Source organism: Streptomyces sp. JH002, assembly GCF_050916115.1.
Classification (GTDB): Bacteria; Actinomycetota; Actinomycetes; order Streptomycetales; family Streptomycetaceae; genus Streptomyces; species Streptomyces xiamenensis.
Genome location: NZ_CP087989.1, coordinates 3,023,801 through 3,041,279 on the forward strand (window position 1 = coordinate 3,023,801; position 17,479 = coordinate 3,041,279).

At 70.6% G+C, this 17,479-nt stretch carries 15 protein-coding genes and 1 pseudogene; 7 read left to right on the top strand and 9 right to left on the bottom strand.

What is annotated here, in order from left to right:
* Positions 1-112 precede the first annotated feature (112 nt).
* The 5 genes and pseudogenes from pyrE to H7827_RS13705 all read right to left on the bottom strand — a co-directional run bounded on the left by pyrE (position 113) and on the right by H7827_RS13705 (position 4,080).
* Entirely contained in the window at positions 113-649 is a 537-nt protein-coding gene (gene pyrE / locus H7827_RS13685; RefSeq protein ID WP_030733069.1) for an orotate phosphoribosyltransferase, read from the bottom strand.
* 11 nt (positions 650-660) lie between these two features.
* Positions 661-1,524 carry an aldose 1-epimerase gene (locus tag H7827_RS13690; protein ID WP_432745349.1) on the bottom strand — a complete coding sequence of 288 codons (864 nt, stop codon included), beginning with the start codon at positions 1,522-1,524 and terminating at the stop codon, positions 661-663.
* A gap of 23 nt (positions 1,525-1,547) precedes the next feature.
* Entirely contained in the window at positions 1,548-2,546 is a 999-nt protein-coding gene (locus H7827_RS13695; protein ID WP_432745351.1) for a CoxG family protein, read from the bottom strand.
* Positions 2,547-2,737: 191 nt separating this feature from the next.
* Positions 2,738-3,526, bottom strand: a pseudogene (locus H7827_RS13700) (spermidine synthase); the annotation flags it as partial.
* Positions 3,523-4,080: a DUF2617 family protein gene (locus H7827_RS13705; protein WP_432745353.1), complete on the bottom strand. Its 558-nt coding sequence runs from the start codon at positions 4,078-4,080 to the stop codon at positions 3,523-3,525. The pseudogene H7827_RS13700 and the gene H7827_RS13705, both read right to left, overlap by 4 nt.
* 447 nt (positions 4,081-4,527) lie before the next feature.
* Between H7827_RS13705 and H7827_RS13710 the strand changes: the two genes are divergently transcribed.
* The 5 genes from H7827_RS13710 (at position 4,528) to H7827_RS13730 (ending at position 11,193) form a co-directional block, all read left to right on the top strand.
* Positions 4,528-6,285 carry an ABC transporter family substrate-binding protein gene (locus H7827_RS13710; RefSeq protein WP_432745355.1) on the top strand — a complete coding sequence of 586 codons (1,758 nt, stop codon included), beginning with the start codon at positions 4,528-4,530 and terminating at the stop codon, positions 6,283-6,285.
* Positions 6,286-6,468: 183 nt separating this feature from the next.
* A complete protein-coding gene (locus H7827_RS13715; RefSeq protein WP_432745357.1) occupies positions 6,469-7,980 on the top strand; it encodes an ABC transporter permease in 1,512 nt (503 codons plus the stop codon).
* Positions 7,981-7,991: 11 nt separating this feature from the next.
* Positions 7,992-8,996: an ABC transporter permease gene (locus H7827_RS13720; protein ID WP_432745359.1), complete on the top strand. Its 1,005-nt coding sequence runs from the start codon at positions 7,992-7,994 to the stop codon at positions 8,994-8,996.
* Positions 8,996-10,141, top strand: coding sequence for an ABC transporter ATP-binding protein (locus tag H7827_RS13725; protein WP_432745361.1), 1,146 nt, complete (start codon positions 8,996-8,998; stop codon positions 10,139-10,141). The genes H7827_RS13720 and H7827_RS13725 overlap by 1 nt, the downstream gene beginning before the upstream one ends.
* A 2-nt stretch (positions 10,142-10,143) precedes the next feature.
* Positions 10,144-11,193, top strand: a complete 1,050-nt coding sequence (locus H7827_RS13730) for an ABC transporter ATP-binding protein (protein WP_432745363.1) — start codon at positions 10,144-10,146, stop codon at positions 11,191-11,193.
* A gap of 81 nt (positions 11,194-11,274) precedes the next feature.
* On the opposite strand, the gene H7827_RS13735 is transcribed toward H7827_RS13730, so the two are convergent.
* The 3 genes from H7827_RS13735 to clpB form a co-directional block, all read right to left on the bottom strand.
* Entirely contained in the window at positions 11,275-11,571 is a 297-nt protein-coding gene (locus tag H7827_RS13735; protein WP_030733044.1) for an MTH1187 family thiamine-binding protein, read from the bottom strand.
* Complete coding sequence (locus H7827_RS13740; protein WP_432745365.1) at positions 11,568-12,194, bottom strand: YbjN domain-containing protein; 627 nt, start codon at positions 12,192-12,194, stop codon at positions 11,568-11,570. The genes H7827_RS13735 and H7827_RS13740 overlap by 4 nt, the downstream gene beginning before the upstream one ends.
* Positions 12,195-12,288: 94 nt before the next feature.
* The gene (gene clpB, locus H7827_RS13745) at positions 12,289-14,874 is read right to left on the bottom strand and encodes an ATP-dependent chaperone ClpB (protein WP_432745367.1); all 2,586 of its coding nucleotides are present in this window, start codon (positions 14,872-14,874) and stop codon (positions 12,289-12,291) included.
* 185 nt (positions 14,875-15,059) lie between these two features.
* On the opposite strand from clpB, the gene H7827_RS13750 reads away from it, so the two are divergent.
* Both H7827_RS13750 and H7827_RS13755 read left to right on the top strand, forming a co-directional pair.
* Positions 15,060-15,641: a Uma2 family endonuclease gene (locus H7827_RS13750; protein ID WP_432745369.1), complete on the top strand. Its 582-nt coding sequence runs from the start codon at positions 15,060-15,062 to the stop codon at positions 15,639-15,641.
* A 55-nt stretch (positions 15,642-15,696) separates the two neighbouring features.
* Complete coding sequence (locus tag H7827_RS13755; RefSeq protein ID WP_432745371.1) at positions 15,697-16,500, top strand: nucleotidyltransferase; 804 nt, start codon at positions 15,697-15,699, stop codon at positions 16,498-16,500.
* Here the strand turns inward: H7827_RS13755 and H7827_RS13760 are convergent.
* Positions 16,497-17,312 (bottom strand): trypsin-like serine peptidase, encoded by an 816-nt coding sequence (locus tag H7827_RS13760; protein ID WP_432745373.1) that lies wholly within the window; start codon positions 17,310-17,312, stop codon positions 16,497-16,499. The genes H7827_RS13755 and H7827_RS13760 overlap by 4 nt on opposite strands.
* Positions 17,313-17,479 lie beyond the last annotated feature (167 nt).

Consider the following 17,479-nt stretch of genomic DNA (forward strand, 5'->3'; position numbering starts at 1 on the left):
CCCATCCTCCCAGACCGGAACAGATGCACCAGTGTGGCGGGCACCATAGACACAGAGAGTCACTGTTTCACGTGAAACAGTGACTCTCCGCGATAACCGCTGGCGGGGGGCGTCAGCCCAGGCCCAGCTCCGGCAGGCCGTAGATCTGCACGTACGGCAGCCCGGCGGCCTCGACGGCCGGCGCCGCACCGCGTTCGATGATCACGGCGACCGCGACCACCTCGGCACCGGCCTCACGCACCGCGGCCACCGCCTCCAGCGCCGAGGAACCGGTGGTGGAGGTGTCCTCGACCACCAGCACCCGGCGGCCCGCCACGTCGGGGCCCTCCACCCGGCGCTGAAGTCCGTGCACCTTCTGCGCCTTGCGCACCACGAACGCGTCCAGCCGGCGGCCGCGCGCGGCCGCCGCGTGCAGCATCGACGCGGCCACCGGGTCGGCGCCCAGCGTCAGCCCGCCCACCGCGTCGTACTCCAGATGCGCGGTGGCCTCCAGCAGCACCTCGCCCACCAGCGGGGCGGCCTCCCCGTCCAGGGTGATCCGCCGCAGGTCGACGTAGTAGTCGGACTCCACCCCGGAGGAGAGGGTCACCTTGCCGTACACCACGGCCTTGTTCTGAATCTGCCGCAGCAGGGTCTCACGCGCGTTCATGAAAGCCGACATTACGGCAGCCGCCGCCAGGTCCAGACCGTGGAGATCTCCAGCGGCTCGATGGGAGTGACCAGGTGCGGGGTGGTGTTCAGCCCGTTCGGCGGCCCCGACTGCGGCTCCACGCACAGCGCTTCGGCCACCTCGTCGTAGATCACCACCCACTCGCTGCGGCTCGCGACCTTCAGCTCCAGCTGCCCGGGCCAGGTCAGGGTGACGTCCACCCCCTCCGGCATCCCGAAACAGTCGTCCCACGGCCCCGGCAGCGGCGTGATGCGCCGCCCCGTGGGCAGATGGTCATCGCCGCGCTCCTCCTGCCAGCCGGCGCTGAAACCCAGCTCCGCGCCCGGGGCTCCGGGAGTGAGATGCCGCAGGAACCAGGGGTGCCAGCCGGCCTGCGCGGGGAAGGACACCTCGGCGGTCTCCACCCCCAGGGTGAGCGTCAGCCCACTGCCGTCCTCGGCCAGTTCGACGCGCTGGGTCACCGTGCCCGCGTACGGCCAGGGGTCGCCCTGCTCGCCGGCGCCGATCGCGCGGCTGAACACCGCCGAGCGCTCATCGGCCCGCAGCGTCCGCCACGGCCTGCCCCGTACCGTCCCGTGCATGGCGTGCCGCTGGCCCTCGTCCACCGGCAGCTGGTGCGAGATCCCGCCGTTGCGGAACCGGCCCTCGCGGGTGCGGCCGCACCAGGGGGCCATCACGAAGGAGCCGAAGCGCTCGCCCTGCCGCAGCAGTTCGGTGCCGTCGATCAGCAGCGAGGACAGCCGGGCGCCCTGGTCGGGGCGCACCGTCAGCCGGGTGCCGCCGGCACGCAACGAGACGCCCTGCTCGGCACGGTCGTCCTGGCGGTCGGGTCGGTCTGAGTCATCCGTGGTCACCCGAAGACCATAACGATGCCCGCTCAGCGGCGCCGTCGCAGCACCCGTCCCACCACGACGGCCGAGGCGAGGGCGAGCGCGGCGGCCGGGGCCACCCAGCGCAGCGAGATGGAAACGGCGCCCCCGGTGCCGGGCGGCGGCGCGGGGGCGTAACGGCCGCGCGGCGGGGCGTGGTCGACCTCCTCGGCGCTGCGGCCGATCATGGTCCGGCGCGCGAAGTCGGCCTCGGGGGCCGGGGTGTGCCGGCGGGCGGCGCGTTCCCCCTCCTCCTCCATGTCCTCCAGATCCTCCAAGTCCTCCAGGGCTTCGAGATCCTGCAGATCCTCCAGACCGTCGAGCTCCTCCAGACCCTCCAGCTCCGGAAGACCCTCCAGGCTCTCCAGGTCCTCGAACTCCTGCCCGCCGTGCGCGGACGCCGCCGCCGGCTGACTCTCGGGGGCGGGGATGCCGGGGATGACCCGCTCGTTGTCACCGGGCTCGCCGATGCCTCCGGTGCCGCTCACCGGCGGCACCTCGCCCCGCTCGACCTCCTCCTGGCCGAGATCTGCCACCAGCGCCTCCAGGAAGCGGTCCAGCAGCCGGCGGCCCGCCGTCTCCCGCTGCCGTGCCCCGATGGCCGCCAGCCGGCCCTCGCTGCGCACGGAGGCGCTGAAGGCGAGGGTGGTCCCGGAGCCGTCGGCGAGCGTGCGCGGGGCGACGGTGAGGGTCAGCGCCGCGGTGCCGGTACCGCGTGCCTCGCCGCCCTCGGCGGTGAGGGTGAGGCCCCCGGTTCCGGCCGGGGCCGTGACGGTCAGGGTGCCCCGATAGGTGATGGAGGTGCCGCCGATGCGCAGCCGCAGCCGGCCGGCGACGGTGGACGGCTCCGCCGCGGCGCCGGAACCCGCGGCGGAAGCGGAGGGTTCCCCGGACGGCTGCTCCCGGTCCAGCTCAAGGCCGGGAACACAACGGGCCACCCGCCCCGGATCGGCGAACGCGCTCCGCAGCACGGCGGCGGAGAACGGGACGTAGACCTCGTGTTCCATGCCGCGACCCTACCCACTGGGGCCGCTTAAACGACTAGTCCGACACAGGACAGGGAAACCGGCCACCCCACCTGGGGGCACTCCGACGCCGGCCCGGCCGGCCGGCCACCCGGCCGCCGCCCTGATCCGCCCCGTTCGCCGCACCGCTATCCGGGCTCCTCACCACTCCCGCCGCTCACCGTCCGCTCCGCCAGCGCCGCGTCCGTGGCCCGCTCCAGCGGAGCCACCCACGTGATCAGCCCGAGCAGCACCGCGATGACGCCCGCGTTGAGCGCGAGCAACCGCCACCGCCAGGACCGGGTCAGATCGTCCCGGAACAGCCACAGCACCAGCAGCCCGCCCGCCGCCGCGTTGACGGCACCGGTGACCAGCGCCGCCGTCACCCGCCCCAGCAGCGGCAGCAGAAGGAAGGGGAAGGCCAGCCCGCCGAGCAGCGCCCCCACGTAGTCCGCCGCCGACAGATCGGCCACGGCGCGATCCGCCTCCTGCTCCCTGATCCGCTGGATGAGCGCCATCAGCAGCGGCATCTCGGCACCGATCAGCGCCCCGATGGCGAGCGCGTAGCCGAACAGCGCCCAGCGCGCCTCGCCGCTCCACACATAGGAGAGGTAGAGCACCATGGCGCAACTGCCGCCCACCAGGCCCAGGAACGCCTCGATCAGCGCGAAGTTGGCGGCGGCGCGCCCGCGCAGCCGTTTGGAGGCGAGCGAGCCGATCCCCATCGCGAAGACCATCAGCGACAGCACGACCGAGGTCTGGGTGACGGTGTCCCCCACCAAGTGATCGGCCAGCGCGATCAGTTCCAGCTCGTAGACCAGGCCGCAGGCCGCGCAGACGAAGACGCCGGCCAGCACCAGCGCCCGGCCGATACCGGGGGGCACCGGCAGCCGGGCGGCGTCGGAGCCGGGCCCGTTGTCGTGCGGCGGACCGGACCGCCGGGGCGTGGGCCGCCCCGGTGCGGGGGCGGATGGAGCTATCACGAGCCGAACATTACGTCACTCCCCGCACCCACTCTGTCACTCGTGGAAGGGCTGTGCACGCCGATCCTGGTCCGGGTGACCACCAGGCGCCGCTCCTGCGGATAGGCGTGCCAGGTGCGCCAGTGCACCTGGTGGCCGCGCCGCTGGGCGAGTAAGGCCGTGAAGGCGTTCGGGTCGCCGGGGAAGGTGGCGGCCAGTCCGTAGGGATGCTCGGCGACCAGCGCCAGCAGCTCCTGCGCGCGGCCGGTGAAGGAGCCGGCGCTCAGGGTCTCGACGCGGGCGGCGAACTCGTAGTCGAAGCTGCCCAGCCGCTTGGAGACCCCCAGCGGCAGGGGGGTGTTGCTGCCCGGCATGCAGGCCACGGTTTCGGAACAGGAGTCGCCCAGCGCGCTGAGCAGCACCTGGTGGGAGGCCCCCAGCACGCGCAGCTGCACGCTCGCGCCGGCGAGTTCGAGATCGAGGGTGGCCAGGGACGGCAGGGGCTCGCGGCCCAGCGCCCAGGCCAGATCGTCGGCCCTGGTGTCGGTATAGGCGGTGTGAATGGTGGTGAGCATGGGTCGGCTCCCGCACGCACGCGATCGATGGTGGGACGGACCGGCCACCGGTTTACCCTCGGCCGGCTCCGTCCGCCGGGCCTGGCAGGCACTGGGCGGGGCGCCCAGGCGCTGAACCCGGATACGGACATCACCGAATCACGGAACACGCCGCCCCCACAGCGTTTTTACCCAACTTCGGCAGGTTTCCATCCCCCCGGGGACAGGGTGGGTCAGGTGTTCTCCTGCCCGTGCCCGCAATGCGAACACGCGTTCACGTTGCCGATGTGCTAGCACTGCGGAAACGCCCGTTTGTTCCATATATGCGCGTAGATACTGGTAACAACTCAGTCTGTTTCACATCTCGGCTGCACAACGGTCACCCTTGCGCACTTGTTCGCGCGCTGTTCTGTGACGAAGCTCTCCGCAACTTCACACTACAAGTCATCACACCGTGGAAGGCCCAAGATGACCCGAATCGGCAGGGCGTCAAAGCTGGGCGCAGCCATCCTGGGAGGCGCACTCGTCCTCTCAGCATGTGGCAGCGACAGCGACGGCGGCGACGACGCAGGCAAGAAGAACAACGGCGGCGGGGGGTCCTCCGACACGGTGACGCTCGCCTGGGCCCAGCCGCTGGACAGCTACAACCCCACGACCGCGGGCGCGAACTCCAACGCCAACGGCACGATACTCAACGGCACCGTCGGCGGCTTCTGGTCCTTCCAGGGCGAGAGCGGCCTGGTGACCCCGAACCCGGAGTTCGGCACCTACGAGAAGGTGTCCGACGACCCGCTGACGGTCAACTACACCATCAACGAGGACGCCGTATGGTCCGACGGCGTGCCGATCGACTGTGACGACATCCAGCTGTGGTGGACCCAGCAGAGCGGCCACCTCGACGGCCTCTTCTCCGCCGTGAGCACCGCGGGTATCGAGGACACCGTCCGCCCCGAGTGCGAGCCCGGCGGCAAGTCCTTCACCCTGGAGTACACCACCCCGTACGCCGACTGGGAGTCCGCGGGCCCCGGCACCGGCAACACCAAGATCATGCCGGCGCACGTCGTCGCCTCGGAGGGCGGGCTGAGCGACGAGGAGTTCCTCGCCGCGCTGCTGGGCGACGACCCGGCCCCGCTGGCCGACGCCGCCGCCTTCTTCAATGAGGGCTGGCTGATTAACGGCTCGCTGCCCGATGAGTCGATCATCCCCTCCTCCGGCCCGTACAAGCTGACCGGCTTCGAAGAGGGCCAGTCGGTCACCCTGACCGCCAACGAGGCGTACTGGGGCGAGCAGCCCGCCACCAAGACCATCGTCATCCGCCAGGTGGCCGAGGAGCAGCAGGTCGCGGCGCTCCAGAACGGCGAGGTCGACGTCATCCAGCCGCAGCCGACGGTGGATGTCGCCAACCAGCTCGCGCAGGCGTCCGGCATCCAGTCGCACCTGGGCAACCAGTACACCTACGAGCACTGGGACTTCAACTTCGACCGCGGCCCGTTCGCGGACTCGCTCGAACTGCGTCAGGCGTTCGCGCTGTGCGCCCCGCGTCAGCAGATCGTCGAGAACCTGATCCAGCCGATCGTGCCGGACGCTGAGGTCAAGCAGATCCGTAACATCGCCCCCTGGGACCCGGGTTACGACGTGGCCGACGCCGCCGTCGCCCCCGTGGTCGAGGAGTTCGGTGTCACCGACATCGACCGCGCCCGCGCCATCCTGGAGGCCGAGGACGCGGTGGGCACCAAGATCCGCGTGGAGACCCTGGACAACCAGCGCCGCAACGACTCCGGCGCGCTGGTCAAGGCATCCTGTGACCAGGCCGGCTTCGATGTCGAGTTCGTCTCCTCCGCCGACTTCTTCGACACCACCGGTGGTCTGTCGCAGGGCACCTTCGATGTCGCCCAGTTCGCGTGGATCGGCTCCAACCAGCGGTCCGGCTGGAGCTCCACCTACCGCTCCTCCGAGTGCACCGTCGAGGGCAAGGGCAACAACAACGGTTGCTACGCCAACCCCGAGGTGGACGAGCTGCTGGACCAGATCCTGATCACCTCCGACGAGGACACCGCCCAGGAACTGGTCGCCCAGGTCGAGCTGCTGCTGTGGGAGGACCTGGTCACCATCCCGATCTTCCAGCACCCCGGCATCACCGCTTGGGGCGACAGCGTGCAGAACATCGTCCCCAACCCGTCCCAGGGCTCCATCACCTGGAACGTTCACGAGTGGACCAAGGGCTGAGGCCGCGGCGGTGACAGCACCACCCGCGTCACGGTGACCGGGTGAGCTGATCCGCCGCACCGCACCAAGGCACACGCCTCACGGGGCCGGGGGGCCTCAAACCCCCGGCCCCGTCTGCCATTTGCATCATCACCTTCAGTCCTTTCACCTCCCACACCACTCGCACCTTCAGGAGTCAGCGCCATGCTCGTCTTCATCGTGCGGCGGCTGTTTGTCTCGATCTGGGTGTTCATCACCGCCACGATCGTGATCTTCTTCCTGGCCACCAAGGTCAAGGACCCGCTCGCCGACGCGCGCCAGCTGCCGGACAACACGCGCGAAAACGCCATCGCCGTCATCACCGAACGCATGCATCTGGACGAACCCTTCATCGTCAGATACTTCATGTGGCTCAGAGACGCCATCCAGGGTGATCTCGGCGTCAACCGGCAGGGGCTGAGCGTCAACGCGATGCTGGACGCGGCCGTGAGCGCGACCCTTCAGCTCGTCGTGGGCGCCACCGTGATCGCCATCGTCATCGGCATCGCCATCGGCGTCATCTCCGCGCTGCGCCAATACAGCGCCCTGGACCAGTCGGTCACCTTCGTGGCCTTCATCTGCTTCTCGCTGCCGGTCTTCTGGGTCGCCACCCTCCTCAAGGAGTTCATGGCGATCGACTTCAACGACTGGCTGGCCGACCCCGTCATCTCGGTGCCGTTCATCGCCGGCATCACCCTGCTCACCGCACTGGCGGCCGGCGGCCTCGTCGTCGGCGACCGCCGTACCCGCCTCACCGTCTTCGGCACCACCGCCGTCGGCATGGCGGTGCTGCTCTCGGTGCTCTCCGCCACCAGCTGGTTCACCGACCCGGGCCTGGGCCCCATCGTGGTGGCCCTCACCGCCCTCGGCGGCGCCATCGGCTTCACCACGCTGGTCAGCGGCCTGGAGTGGGCGCCCCCGCTGAAGGCGGCGCTGATATCCGCCGGCCTGGGCATCGTCGCCTATTTCGCCTTCGGCCCGGTGCTGGAGGACCCCAGCCTGGGGACGCTGGTGCTGCTCGCCCTGCTGACGGCCGGCATCGGCTACGGCATCGGCCACTTCCTGGGCGGCCCGCTCTACCGCGCCAACGCCATCCCGGCCGCCATCTTCACCGGTCTGTTCACCGGCGCGGTCATCTTCCTGGACCGGATGCTCCAGTCCTTCGCCTCCTACAGCGACTCGGTGAACGGCCGCCCCGTCTCCACCATCGGCGCCAGCACCCCCAACTACGAGGGCACCTTCTGGGAGAGCGGCCTCGACTCGTTCGGCCACCTGGCGCTGCCCAGCCTGGCCCTGGTGCTGATCTCGCTGGCCACCTACTCCCGTTACACCCGCGCCAGCATGCTGGAGGTCATGAACCAGGACTACGTCCGCACCGCACGGGCCAAGGGCCTGAGCGAGCGCGCCGTGATCACCCGCCATGTGCTGCGCAACGGCCTGATCCCCATCACCACCTTGGTGGCCCTCGACATCGGTACGGTGCTGGGCGGCGCGGTCATCACCGAGAAGGTCTTCGGCTGGCGGGCCATGGGCACCATGCTGCTGGAGGGCATCCAGCAGGGTGACCCGATGCCCATCATGGCGTTCTTCCTGGTCTCCGGTGGTGCGATCGTCCTCTTCAACATGATCGCGGACATCGCCTACGCCGTCCTCGACCCCCGTATCCGGCTGTCCTGAAGGAGATAGACATGACGGACACGAAGCGCGCAGCGCAGACAGCGGAGCCGGGACCGGACCAGAAGACGGCCGCCGACGCCCAGGGCATGAACATCGTGGCCCGCAGCCAGGGCCAGCTGGTCCGCCGCCGGTTCTTCCGGCACAAGGGCGCCATGATCGGCCTGGTGCTGTTCGTCCTGGTGGTGGGTCTCGCGGTGACCTCCATCGGCGCCGGGCCGATACCCGGCTGGTGGGACAAGGACCCCACCACCACCGGCACCGCGCTCAACGGCGGCCGGCCGACCCTGTCCGTGATCCCCGGTTTCCTCGGCGGCGGCGGATTCCACCTCGGCGAACACCCCTTCGGCCAGGACAACATTGGCCGTGACTACTTCGCCCTCACCATGCGCGGCGCCCAGGTCTCCCTGGTGATCGCCCTGCTGGTCGGTCTGATCGCCACCTTCGTCGGTACGGTCATCGGTGCCGCCGCCGGCTACTTCCGCGGCTGGACCGAGTCCAGCCTGATGCGGACCAGCGATGTGCTGATCGCCGTCCCCACCCTGCTGATCGCCGGCCTGATCGGCACCATGATCGCGGGCAAGGGCATCGTGCTGTTCGGCGTCTTCCTGGGTCTGGTGACCTGGATGCAGACCGCCCGCCTGGTGCGCGGCGAGGTGCTGTCGCTGCGCGAGAAGGAGTTCGTGGAGGCCGCCCGCTCGGTGGGCACCTCCTCCAAGCGGATCATCTTCAAGCACATCCTGCCCAACACCATCGGCATCATCATCGTCTCGGTGACGCTGGCGATCGCCTCGGCGGTGCTGCTGGAGACCGGCCTGTCCTTCGTCGGCCTGGGCGTGCAGCCGCCGGACACCTCGCTCGGCCGGCTGATCAGCGACTACCAGACGGCGCTCGGCACCCGCCCGTGGCTCTTCTACTGGCCCGGTGTGTTCATCATCCTGATCGCCCTGTCGGTGAACTTCATCGGCGACGGTCTGCGTGACGCCTTCGATCCCCGACAGAACCGGGTGCGTGACTGATGTCTGCGATTCAACCCCCCGCCCCCGTCCCCGCGGTGACCGAGGCGGCCGAGGACGTCCACGAGGCGCTCAGCCTCGCCGACGCCAAGCCGCCGACCGACGAGGCCATCCTCGAAGTCAGCAACCTGACCGTCGAGTTCCCCACCGACGACGGCGTGGTACGCGCCGTGCGCGGCGTCGACTACACCCTGCACGCCCGCGAAGTGCTGGGCATCGTCGGCGAATCCGGATCCGGCAAGTCGGTCTCCTCGATGGCGGTCATGGGCCTGCTGCCCAAGTCCGCCCGCATCAAGGGCTCCATCCGCTACCGGGGCCAGGAGATGCTGACCATGCGCCCCAAGGAACAGCGGGCGCTGCGCGGCAAGAAGATCGCCATGATCTTCCAGGACCCGATGACCTCGCTCAACCCGGTCCGCTCCATCGGCGACCAGCTCGCCGAGGCCGTCCTGGCGCACCACCTCGTGCCGCGCAAGGAGGCGATGGCCCGGGCCAGGAACATGCTCGACCTGGTCGGCATCCCGCAGGCCGGGAAGCGGCTGGGCGCGTACCCGCACGAGTTCTCCGGCGGTATGCGGCAGCGGGTGATGATCGCGATGGCGATCATCAACGACCCCGACGTCATCATCGCGGACGAGCCCACCACGGCGCTCGACGTCACCGTCCAGGCGCAGATCCTCGAAAAGCTCCTTGAGGTCAAGGACGCGGTCAACGCGGCGATCCTGATGATCACCCACGACCTCGGGGTGATCGCCGGCATGGCGCACCGCACTCTGGTGATGTACGCGGGCAAGCCGGTGGAGATCGGCGGCACGGACCAGGTGTTCTACGAGCCCCGGATGCCGTACACGGCCGGTCTGCTGGGCTCCATCCCGTCGCTGGACGGGGACCGCGAGGACCGGCTGCGGCCCATCGTCGGCACGCCGCCGTCGCTGATCCACCTGCCCCCCGGCTGCCCGTTCGCGCCGCGGTGCCCGCTGGCGACGGACGAGTGCACGGCCACCGAGCCCGCGCTCACGGAGGTCGGCGAGGGCCACCGGTCGGCCTGCCACCACAGCGACAAGCTGGCCGAGGCGGCGGACCCCACGGCGTTCTTCCGCGACGACACGGACACGGACACCGACACCACTGAGAGCGAGGAGGGGTGACGATGACGACCACGGAAACCACGGATCTGTCGAAGACCCCCGAGAAGGCGGCCACCGAGCCCCGCGAGGAACTGCTGCGGGTCGAGGACCTGGTGGTGAACTTCCCGGTGCGCGGCGGCGGGCTGATCCGCCGTGTCACCGGACAGGTGCAGGCCGTCAGCGGCGTGTCCTTCAGCGTCGGCACCGGCGAAACCCTCGGCGTGGTCGGCGAGTCGGGCTGCGGCAAGTCGACGACCGGGCGCGCCGTGCTCCAGCTGATCAAGCCGACCTCGGGCTCGGTGAAGTTCAACGGCAAGGAGATCACCGGGCTCAAGCCCTCCCAGCTGCGCCCGGTGCAGCGCGAGACCGGCATGGTCTTCCAGGACCCGTACGCCTCGCTCAACCCCAAGCTGCCGGTGAACGACATCATCGCCGAGCCGCTGAAGGTGCAGGGGCAGTGGCGGGACGGCGGCAAGGACCGGGTCGCGGAGCTGCTGCGGCTGGTGGGGCTGAGCCCCGAGCACGGCAACCGCTATCCGCACGAGTTCTCCGGCGGTCAGCGGCAGCGCATCGGCATCGCGCGGGCGCTGGCGCTGTCCCCGAAGCTGCTGGTGCTGGACGAGCCGGTGTCAGCGCTGGACGTGTCGGTGCAGGCCGGTGTCGTCAACCTGCTGGAGGACATCCAGGACCGGCTCGGCGTCGCGTACGTCTTCATCGCGCACGACCTGTCAGTGGTGCGGCACATCTCCGACCGGGTCGCGGTGATGTACCTGGGCAAGGTGGTGGAGACCGGCGAGCGCTCCGAGGTGTACGAGCGGCCCTCGCACCCGTACACGCAGGCGCTGCTGTCGGCGGCCCCGCTGGCGGACCCGAAGAAGGAGCGGCAGCGGCGCCGTACGGTGCTCACCGGTGACGTGCCGAGCCCGCTGGACCCGCCGAGCGGCTGCCGCTTCCGTACCCGCTGCTGGAAGGCGCAGGACATCTGCGCCACCGAGGAGCCGGAGCTGAAGGACCGCGGCAGCGGGCATCCGGTGGCGTGCCACTTCGCCGAGGAGAACACCGCGGTGGTGTGAGCGCGGGGGTCGGGCCCGAACGCGTGACGGCGGGCCCCGGGGATCATCCCGGGGCCCGCCGTTCCGTGTGTGTGCCGGTCCTCAGCCCTCGCCGAGGATGCGCTCGACGGTGGCGACCTTGCTGTGCAGGCCGTCGGTGACGCCCTCGCGCAGATCGGCCTTCAGCACCAGGCTGACCCGCCCGGCGTGCGCCTGGACGGCCTCGGTGGCGCGTTTGACGACGTCCATGACCTCGTCCCACTCGCCCTCGACGCTGGTGAACATGGCGTCGGTGCGGTGCGGCAGCCCGCTCTCGCGGACCACGCGGACGGCGTCGGCGACGGCCTCGCCGACGTCCTCACCGGCGCCGATGGGGGTGACCGAGAACGCGACGATCACGCGTCGTCGCCGCCCTTCCGCGTCTCGCCACCGTTGTCGGTGCCGTTGTCCGCGTCGCTGCCGTTGCCGGCGTCGCCCTCGCCCTCGCTGTCGCCGGACTCGGCGTCCTGCTCCAGACCCAGAGTCTCCACCAGCCACTTGTCGAACTCGATCGAGGCCCGGATCCAGCTGACCGTCGTGTTGACGAAGTGGTCGGGCGCCACACCCAGGCCGATCAGCAGCTGCGACTCACCGATGAGCCGGACCGTGCCGTCGTCATTGGTGTGCGTGTAGACCTTGGGCCACAGCGTGCGGCGGTTCCAGTCGTCGATGGTCTCCAGCAGCCGGCCCTTGTCCTCGATGCTGTGCGGCCGGTCGTAGAAGGTGCGCACCGAAAGAATCCGCTGCTGCTTCTCCCCGCGGAACATGAAGTACGTGCGGAACTTCTCCCAGGGGGCGACCAGGTCGCCCTCCTTGTCCGTCACGTACTTCAGCTTCATCCGCTCCAGGAGCTGCTTGATCAGGTCCTGGTTGGGCATGATCGGTCCGGTCGGCTTCTTCGCTCCGCCCTGACCAGGGGTCTTGTTCTCCGGCTTCTCCGGTTCGCCGCCGAAGTTCGGAATCGCGGAGGGATCGACAGACACGGGATGGGTCCCTTTCCTCGGTATAAGGAGACACTGCCATCCTCGCTCATCCCCGCCCCGTTCTGGCAAGCAGTACGGGACGGGAAAGATCACCTCATCCGGCCGGAACCGCCGACACCAGCAGCCCGCCGCCCTCCGTGGACGGCTCGACCCGCACGGTGTCCCCGTCCCGGACCTCCCCGGACAGGATGCGGCGCGCCAGCTGATCGCCGATCGCCGTCTGGACCAGCCGGCGCAGCGGACGGGCGCCGTACGCCGGATCCAGGCCCTCCTCGGCCAGCCAGTGCAGCGCGGGCTCGGTGACCTCCAGGGTGAGGCGGCGGTCGGCGAGCCGGCGCTGGAGCGAGTCGATCTGCAGCCGCGCGATCCGGCCCAGCTCGGAGAGGTCCAGGGCGCTGAAGACGACCAGGTCGTCCAGCCGGTTCAGGAACTCGGGGCGGAAGGCGGCCCGCACCGCGGCCAGCACCTGCTCGCGCCGCTCGTGCGGCTTGGCCAGCGGGTCCATGAGGTGCTGGCTGCCGAGGTTGGAGGTGAGGATGAGGATGGTGTTGCGGAAGTCGACCGTACGGCCCTGACCGTCGGTCAGCCGCCCGTCGTCCAGCACCTGGAGCAGGATGTCGAACACCTCGTGGTGCGCCTTCTCCACCTCGTCGAGCAGCACCACGGTGTACGGGCGGCGGCGCACCGCCTCGGTCAGCTGGCCGCCCTCCTCGTACCCCACGTAGCCGGGGGGCGCCCCGACCAGGCGGGCCACCGAGTGCTTCTCGCTGTACTCGCTCATGTCGATGCGGACCATGGCGCGTTCGTCGTCGAAGAGGAAGTCCGCCAGGGCCTTGGCCAGCTCGGTCTTGCCGACGCCGGTGGGGCCCAGGAAGAGGAAGGAGCCGGTGGGGCGGTCGGGATCGGCGACCCCGGCGCGGGAGCGGCGCACGGCGTCCGAGACGGCCCGTACGGCGTCGGTCTGGCCGATGAGGCGGCGGCCCAGCTCCTCCTCCATCCGCAGCAGCTTCTCGGTCTCGCCCTCCAGCAGGCGGCCGGCCGGGATGCCGGTCCAGGAGGAGACGACGTCGGCGATGTCGTCCGGGCCGACCTCCTCCTTGACCATGGTGGCGCGGGCGGCGGTCTCCTGCTCGGCCTCGGCGGCGTCGGCGAGTTCCCGCTCCAGGGCGGGGATCTCGGCGTACAGGAGCTTGGAGGCCGTCTCGAAGTCGCCGTCGCGCTGGGCGCGCTCGGCCTGGCCGCGTGTCTCGTCGAGGCGCTCCTTGAGCTCACCGACGCGGTTCAGGCCCTGCTTCTCCTTCTCCCAGCGGGCGGTGAGGCCGCGCAGCTCCTCCTCGCGGTCGGCGAGCTCGCGGCGCAGCCGGGCCAGGCGCTCCTTGGAGGTGGCGTCGGACTCGTTGGCCAGGGCCAGCTCCTCCATGCGCAGCCGGTCCACCGAGCGCTGGAGTTCGTCGATCTCCACCGGGGAGGAGTCGATCTCCATGCGCAGCCGCGAGGCGGCCTCGTCGACGAGGTCGATGGCCTTGTCGGGCAGGAAACGGGAGGTGATGTAGCGGTCGGAGAGGGTGGCGGCGGCGACCAGCGCGGCGTCGGCGATCTGCACCTTGTGGTGCGCCTCGTACCGTCCCTTGAGGCCGCGCAGGATGGCGATGGAGTCCTCGACGGTGGGCTCGGCGACCAGGACCTGCTGGAAGCGGCGTTCGAGGGCGGCGTCCTTCTCGATGCGCTCGCGGTACTCGTCGAGGGTGGTGGCGCCGACCATGCGCAGTTCGCCGCGGGCGAGCATGGGCTTGAGCATGTTGCCGGCGTCCATGGCGGAGTCACCGCCGGCCCCGGCGCCGACGACGGTGTGCAGTTCGTCGATGAAGGTGACGATCTGGCCGTCGGAGGACTTGATCTCGGCGAGGACGGCCTTCAGCCGCTCCTCGAACTCGCCCCGGTACTTGGCGCCGGCCACCATGGCGCCGAGGTCGAGGGAGACCAGGCGCTTGTTCCGCAGGGACTCGGGGACGTCGCCCTTGACCATGCGCTGGGCCAGCCCTTCGACGACGGCGGTCTTGCCGACGCCGGGCTCGCCGATGAGGACCGGGTTGTTCTTGGTGCGGCGGGAGAGGACCTGGACGACGCGGCGGATCTCGTGGTCGCGGCCGATGACGGGGTCCAGCTTGCCCTCGCGGGCGGCGGCGGTGAAGTCGGTGCCGTACTTCTCCAGGGCCTTGTACGTGTTCTCGGGGTCGGCGGTGGTGACGCGCTGGGCCCCGCGGGAGCGCTGGAACGCGTCGGCGAGCGCCTTGGCGTCCAGCGGCTCGCCGGCCTTGCCGCCCCGGTCGGCGATCCCGATGAGGAGGTGCTCGGTGGAGACGAACGTGTCCCCGAGGTCGGTGGCCCGCCGCCCGGCGTCGGCGAGCACCGCCATCAGCTCGCGGTTGGGCTGCGGACGGCTGACGGTGCTGCCCTGCACGGTGGGCAGCGCCCCGAGCAGCCGCTCGGCCCCGGCCCGCAGCGCGGCGGCGTCGGCGCCGACGGAGGCCAGCAGATCGCGGATGTTCTCGTTGTCCTGCCCCTCCAGGAGGGCGAGCAGCAGATGCGCCGGGGTGATGTCACTGTGGCCTTCGGTGAGTGCCCGGTCATTGGCACCACTGATCGCTTCCCGGCTCCTGTTGGTCAGCTCGGCACTCACGTCGCGTTACTCCTCCGGATTGCCTCATGGAACGTGCGATAAGTTGAGCGTACTCCACTCAAGGCTCCGATGCACCTGGTCAACGTCTTTTCCGGTTGTCCTCTTTTGAATGAAGAAGATCGTTCTGCCTGGCATCCGGTGCCGTCCACGGCCGATGCTGGCCCGGAAAGCAAAGGAGGTGCACCATGACGGTTATGGCACACGAGCCCATGACGACACAGGCGGACGTCCTCCTGGAGACATTTCTGGCCCTGGAGACCCCGGACGGGATCAGGGCGGAACTGATCGAGGGAGAAATCGTCGTGTCGCCGGCCCCGGAAGGCAACCACGAGGACCACATCAGCACACTCATCAGGCAGGTGCTGCGTCACTCCGCCGTGGACATGGACGTCTCGGGCCACAAGGGACTGTCGCTCCCCAAGCTGGGACCGCTGCCCAGGGACCATGTGATCCCGGACGTCACCTTCGCCCCGCGCGAGAAACGCCTCTTCCGTGACGCCCCCTCCTGGATGCCGTGCGGCGGCGTGGCGATGGTGGCAGAGGTGACCAGCAGCAGGGCCGAGCGCGACCGCACTCAGAAGCGGCGCTCGTACGCGAGGGCACAGATCCCGCACTACCTGCTGTTCGACCGGGAGCTGGAGACCGTCACCCTGCACAGCGAACCGGGCATGAACGACTACCGCACGGTCCTCTCCGTCGTCTATGGAAAGGCCCTGCTTCTGCCCGAGCCGTTCGGGTTCGAACTGGAGACGGCCGACCTCATGTGACCCCGGCGCCGGATAACCGCTCGCCGGACGGGCGCCGTACCGGGATAGTCGCCACATGGACGAGCGAGGGCTGAACCCGGACGGGACCATCGCGCGGGAGGGCTCCCTGGCGCGGGTGGCGGAGCCGTTCCGGCCCGTGGTCGCGGCGGCCCGGGAGCGAATCGGTGAGGTCTTCGGCGGCTCCCGGCTGCACAGCGCGTACCTGTACGGCAGTATCCCGCGCGGCACCGCCGTACCCGGGATCTCCGACCTCGACCTCCAGCTCGCCCTGCACCACGAGCCCACCCCCAAAGACCGGGCGGACGCCAGGGCCCTGGAGTCCGCGCTCGACGCGGCGTTCCCGCAGATCGACGGGGCCGGCGTGCTGCTCGACAGCCGCCGCGCGCTGCTGGCCGAGCACGTCCGGTACGACGCCGGGTTCTTCCTCGCCTGCCTGTGCACCCCGCTGCTGGGCCCCGACCTCGCCGCCGGGCTGCCCCGCTACCGCCCCACCTCGCTCCTCGCCCGCGAGACCAACGGCGACCTCGCCCGCACGATCCCCCGCTGGCGTGCCGAGGCGGCCGGGGCGCGTACGGACGCCGAGCGCCGGGCGCTGAGCCGCCGTGTCGCGCGGCGGCTGGTGCGCACCGCGTTCACCCTGGTGATGCCGCGCTGGGGCGGCTGGACCAGCGACCTCGCGGCCTCCACGGAGATCTTCGGCCGCTACTACCCGCGACGGGCCGCGCAGGTGCGCCGTGCCGCGGTCATCGGCCGACAGCCCTGCGCCGATCCGGCCGTGCTGCGCTTCCTCATCGAGGAGCAGGCCCCCTGGCTGGCCGCCGAGTACGCGGCCGTGCACGGCGTTCCCGCGCCACGCTAGGACGCGTCGGCCGACGCCGCCCGGGCCAGCAGCTCACGCGCCTCCTCGGGGAAGGGCCGGCCCACCACGCGGCCGGTGCCGGTGCCGGCCGACATCACGGCCACCAGCGTGCCGCTGCCGGTCGCGGGGTCGTAGTCCTGGAGCCAGGGCCCGCCACTGGCACCCTCGGTGAGGTCGCAGTCCTCCAGCAGCAGCCCGCCCACATTCGCCGCGGGCGCGTCCGGGCCGTCCAGCACCCGCGTGGCCCCCGAACAGGCGCGCAGCGACTCCCCGTCGTACGGGGCGGCCGCCGGATAGCCGAGGGCGTCCACGTCCTTGCCGTCCGGCACCGGCGCGAACGCCAGGGTGTTCGCGCCGTGCGTCTGCTGGATGGTGCGCCCTTCCTTCTCCTCGACCGTCAGCAAGGCGTAGTCGTGGGGCAGGAGGCCGGCGATGTCCCCGCCCGGCTCCGGCTGCCACTGCTGCGGGGTGTGGAAGGCGAGCACCCGCCAGCCGTCGCGCTGATAGGTACTCAGGCCGTGGTCGTACCCGGGCACGAACCACACCTCGGCGGGCGGCTGCGGCCGCTCGGGCGAGCTGACGCAGTGCGCGGCGGTGGCGATGACGCTGCCGCCCGGCGCGTCCACGATGGCGCCGGAGCAGACTCCGAGACGGCCGGTGTCGTCCAGCTCCCAGATGATCTTGCCGACCGTGCCGGGCGCACCGTCCGCCCAGGGATCGGCGGCGAGCGCGGCGGGCGCGGCGGCGCCCTGGACGGTGACGGTGAGGGCGCCCGCGGTGAGGGTGGACAGCAGGCGGCGGGGGAGGTCCATGCGGGAACGGTCCTGCCGGCGTGCGGGCGCTGTCCAGCTCCGTCATTCGATCGAGTGAAAAGATCACGGACCGGCAACGGAGAGGGGCGCTCGGCCCGTCTTCACCGGTGTGGACCGATGACGGCAACACCCCTGTCGCACCCCCGCATTGACGCGGACATGCACAG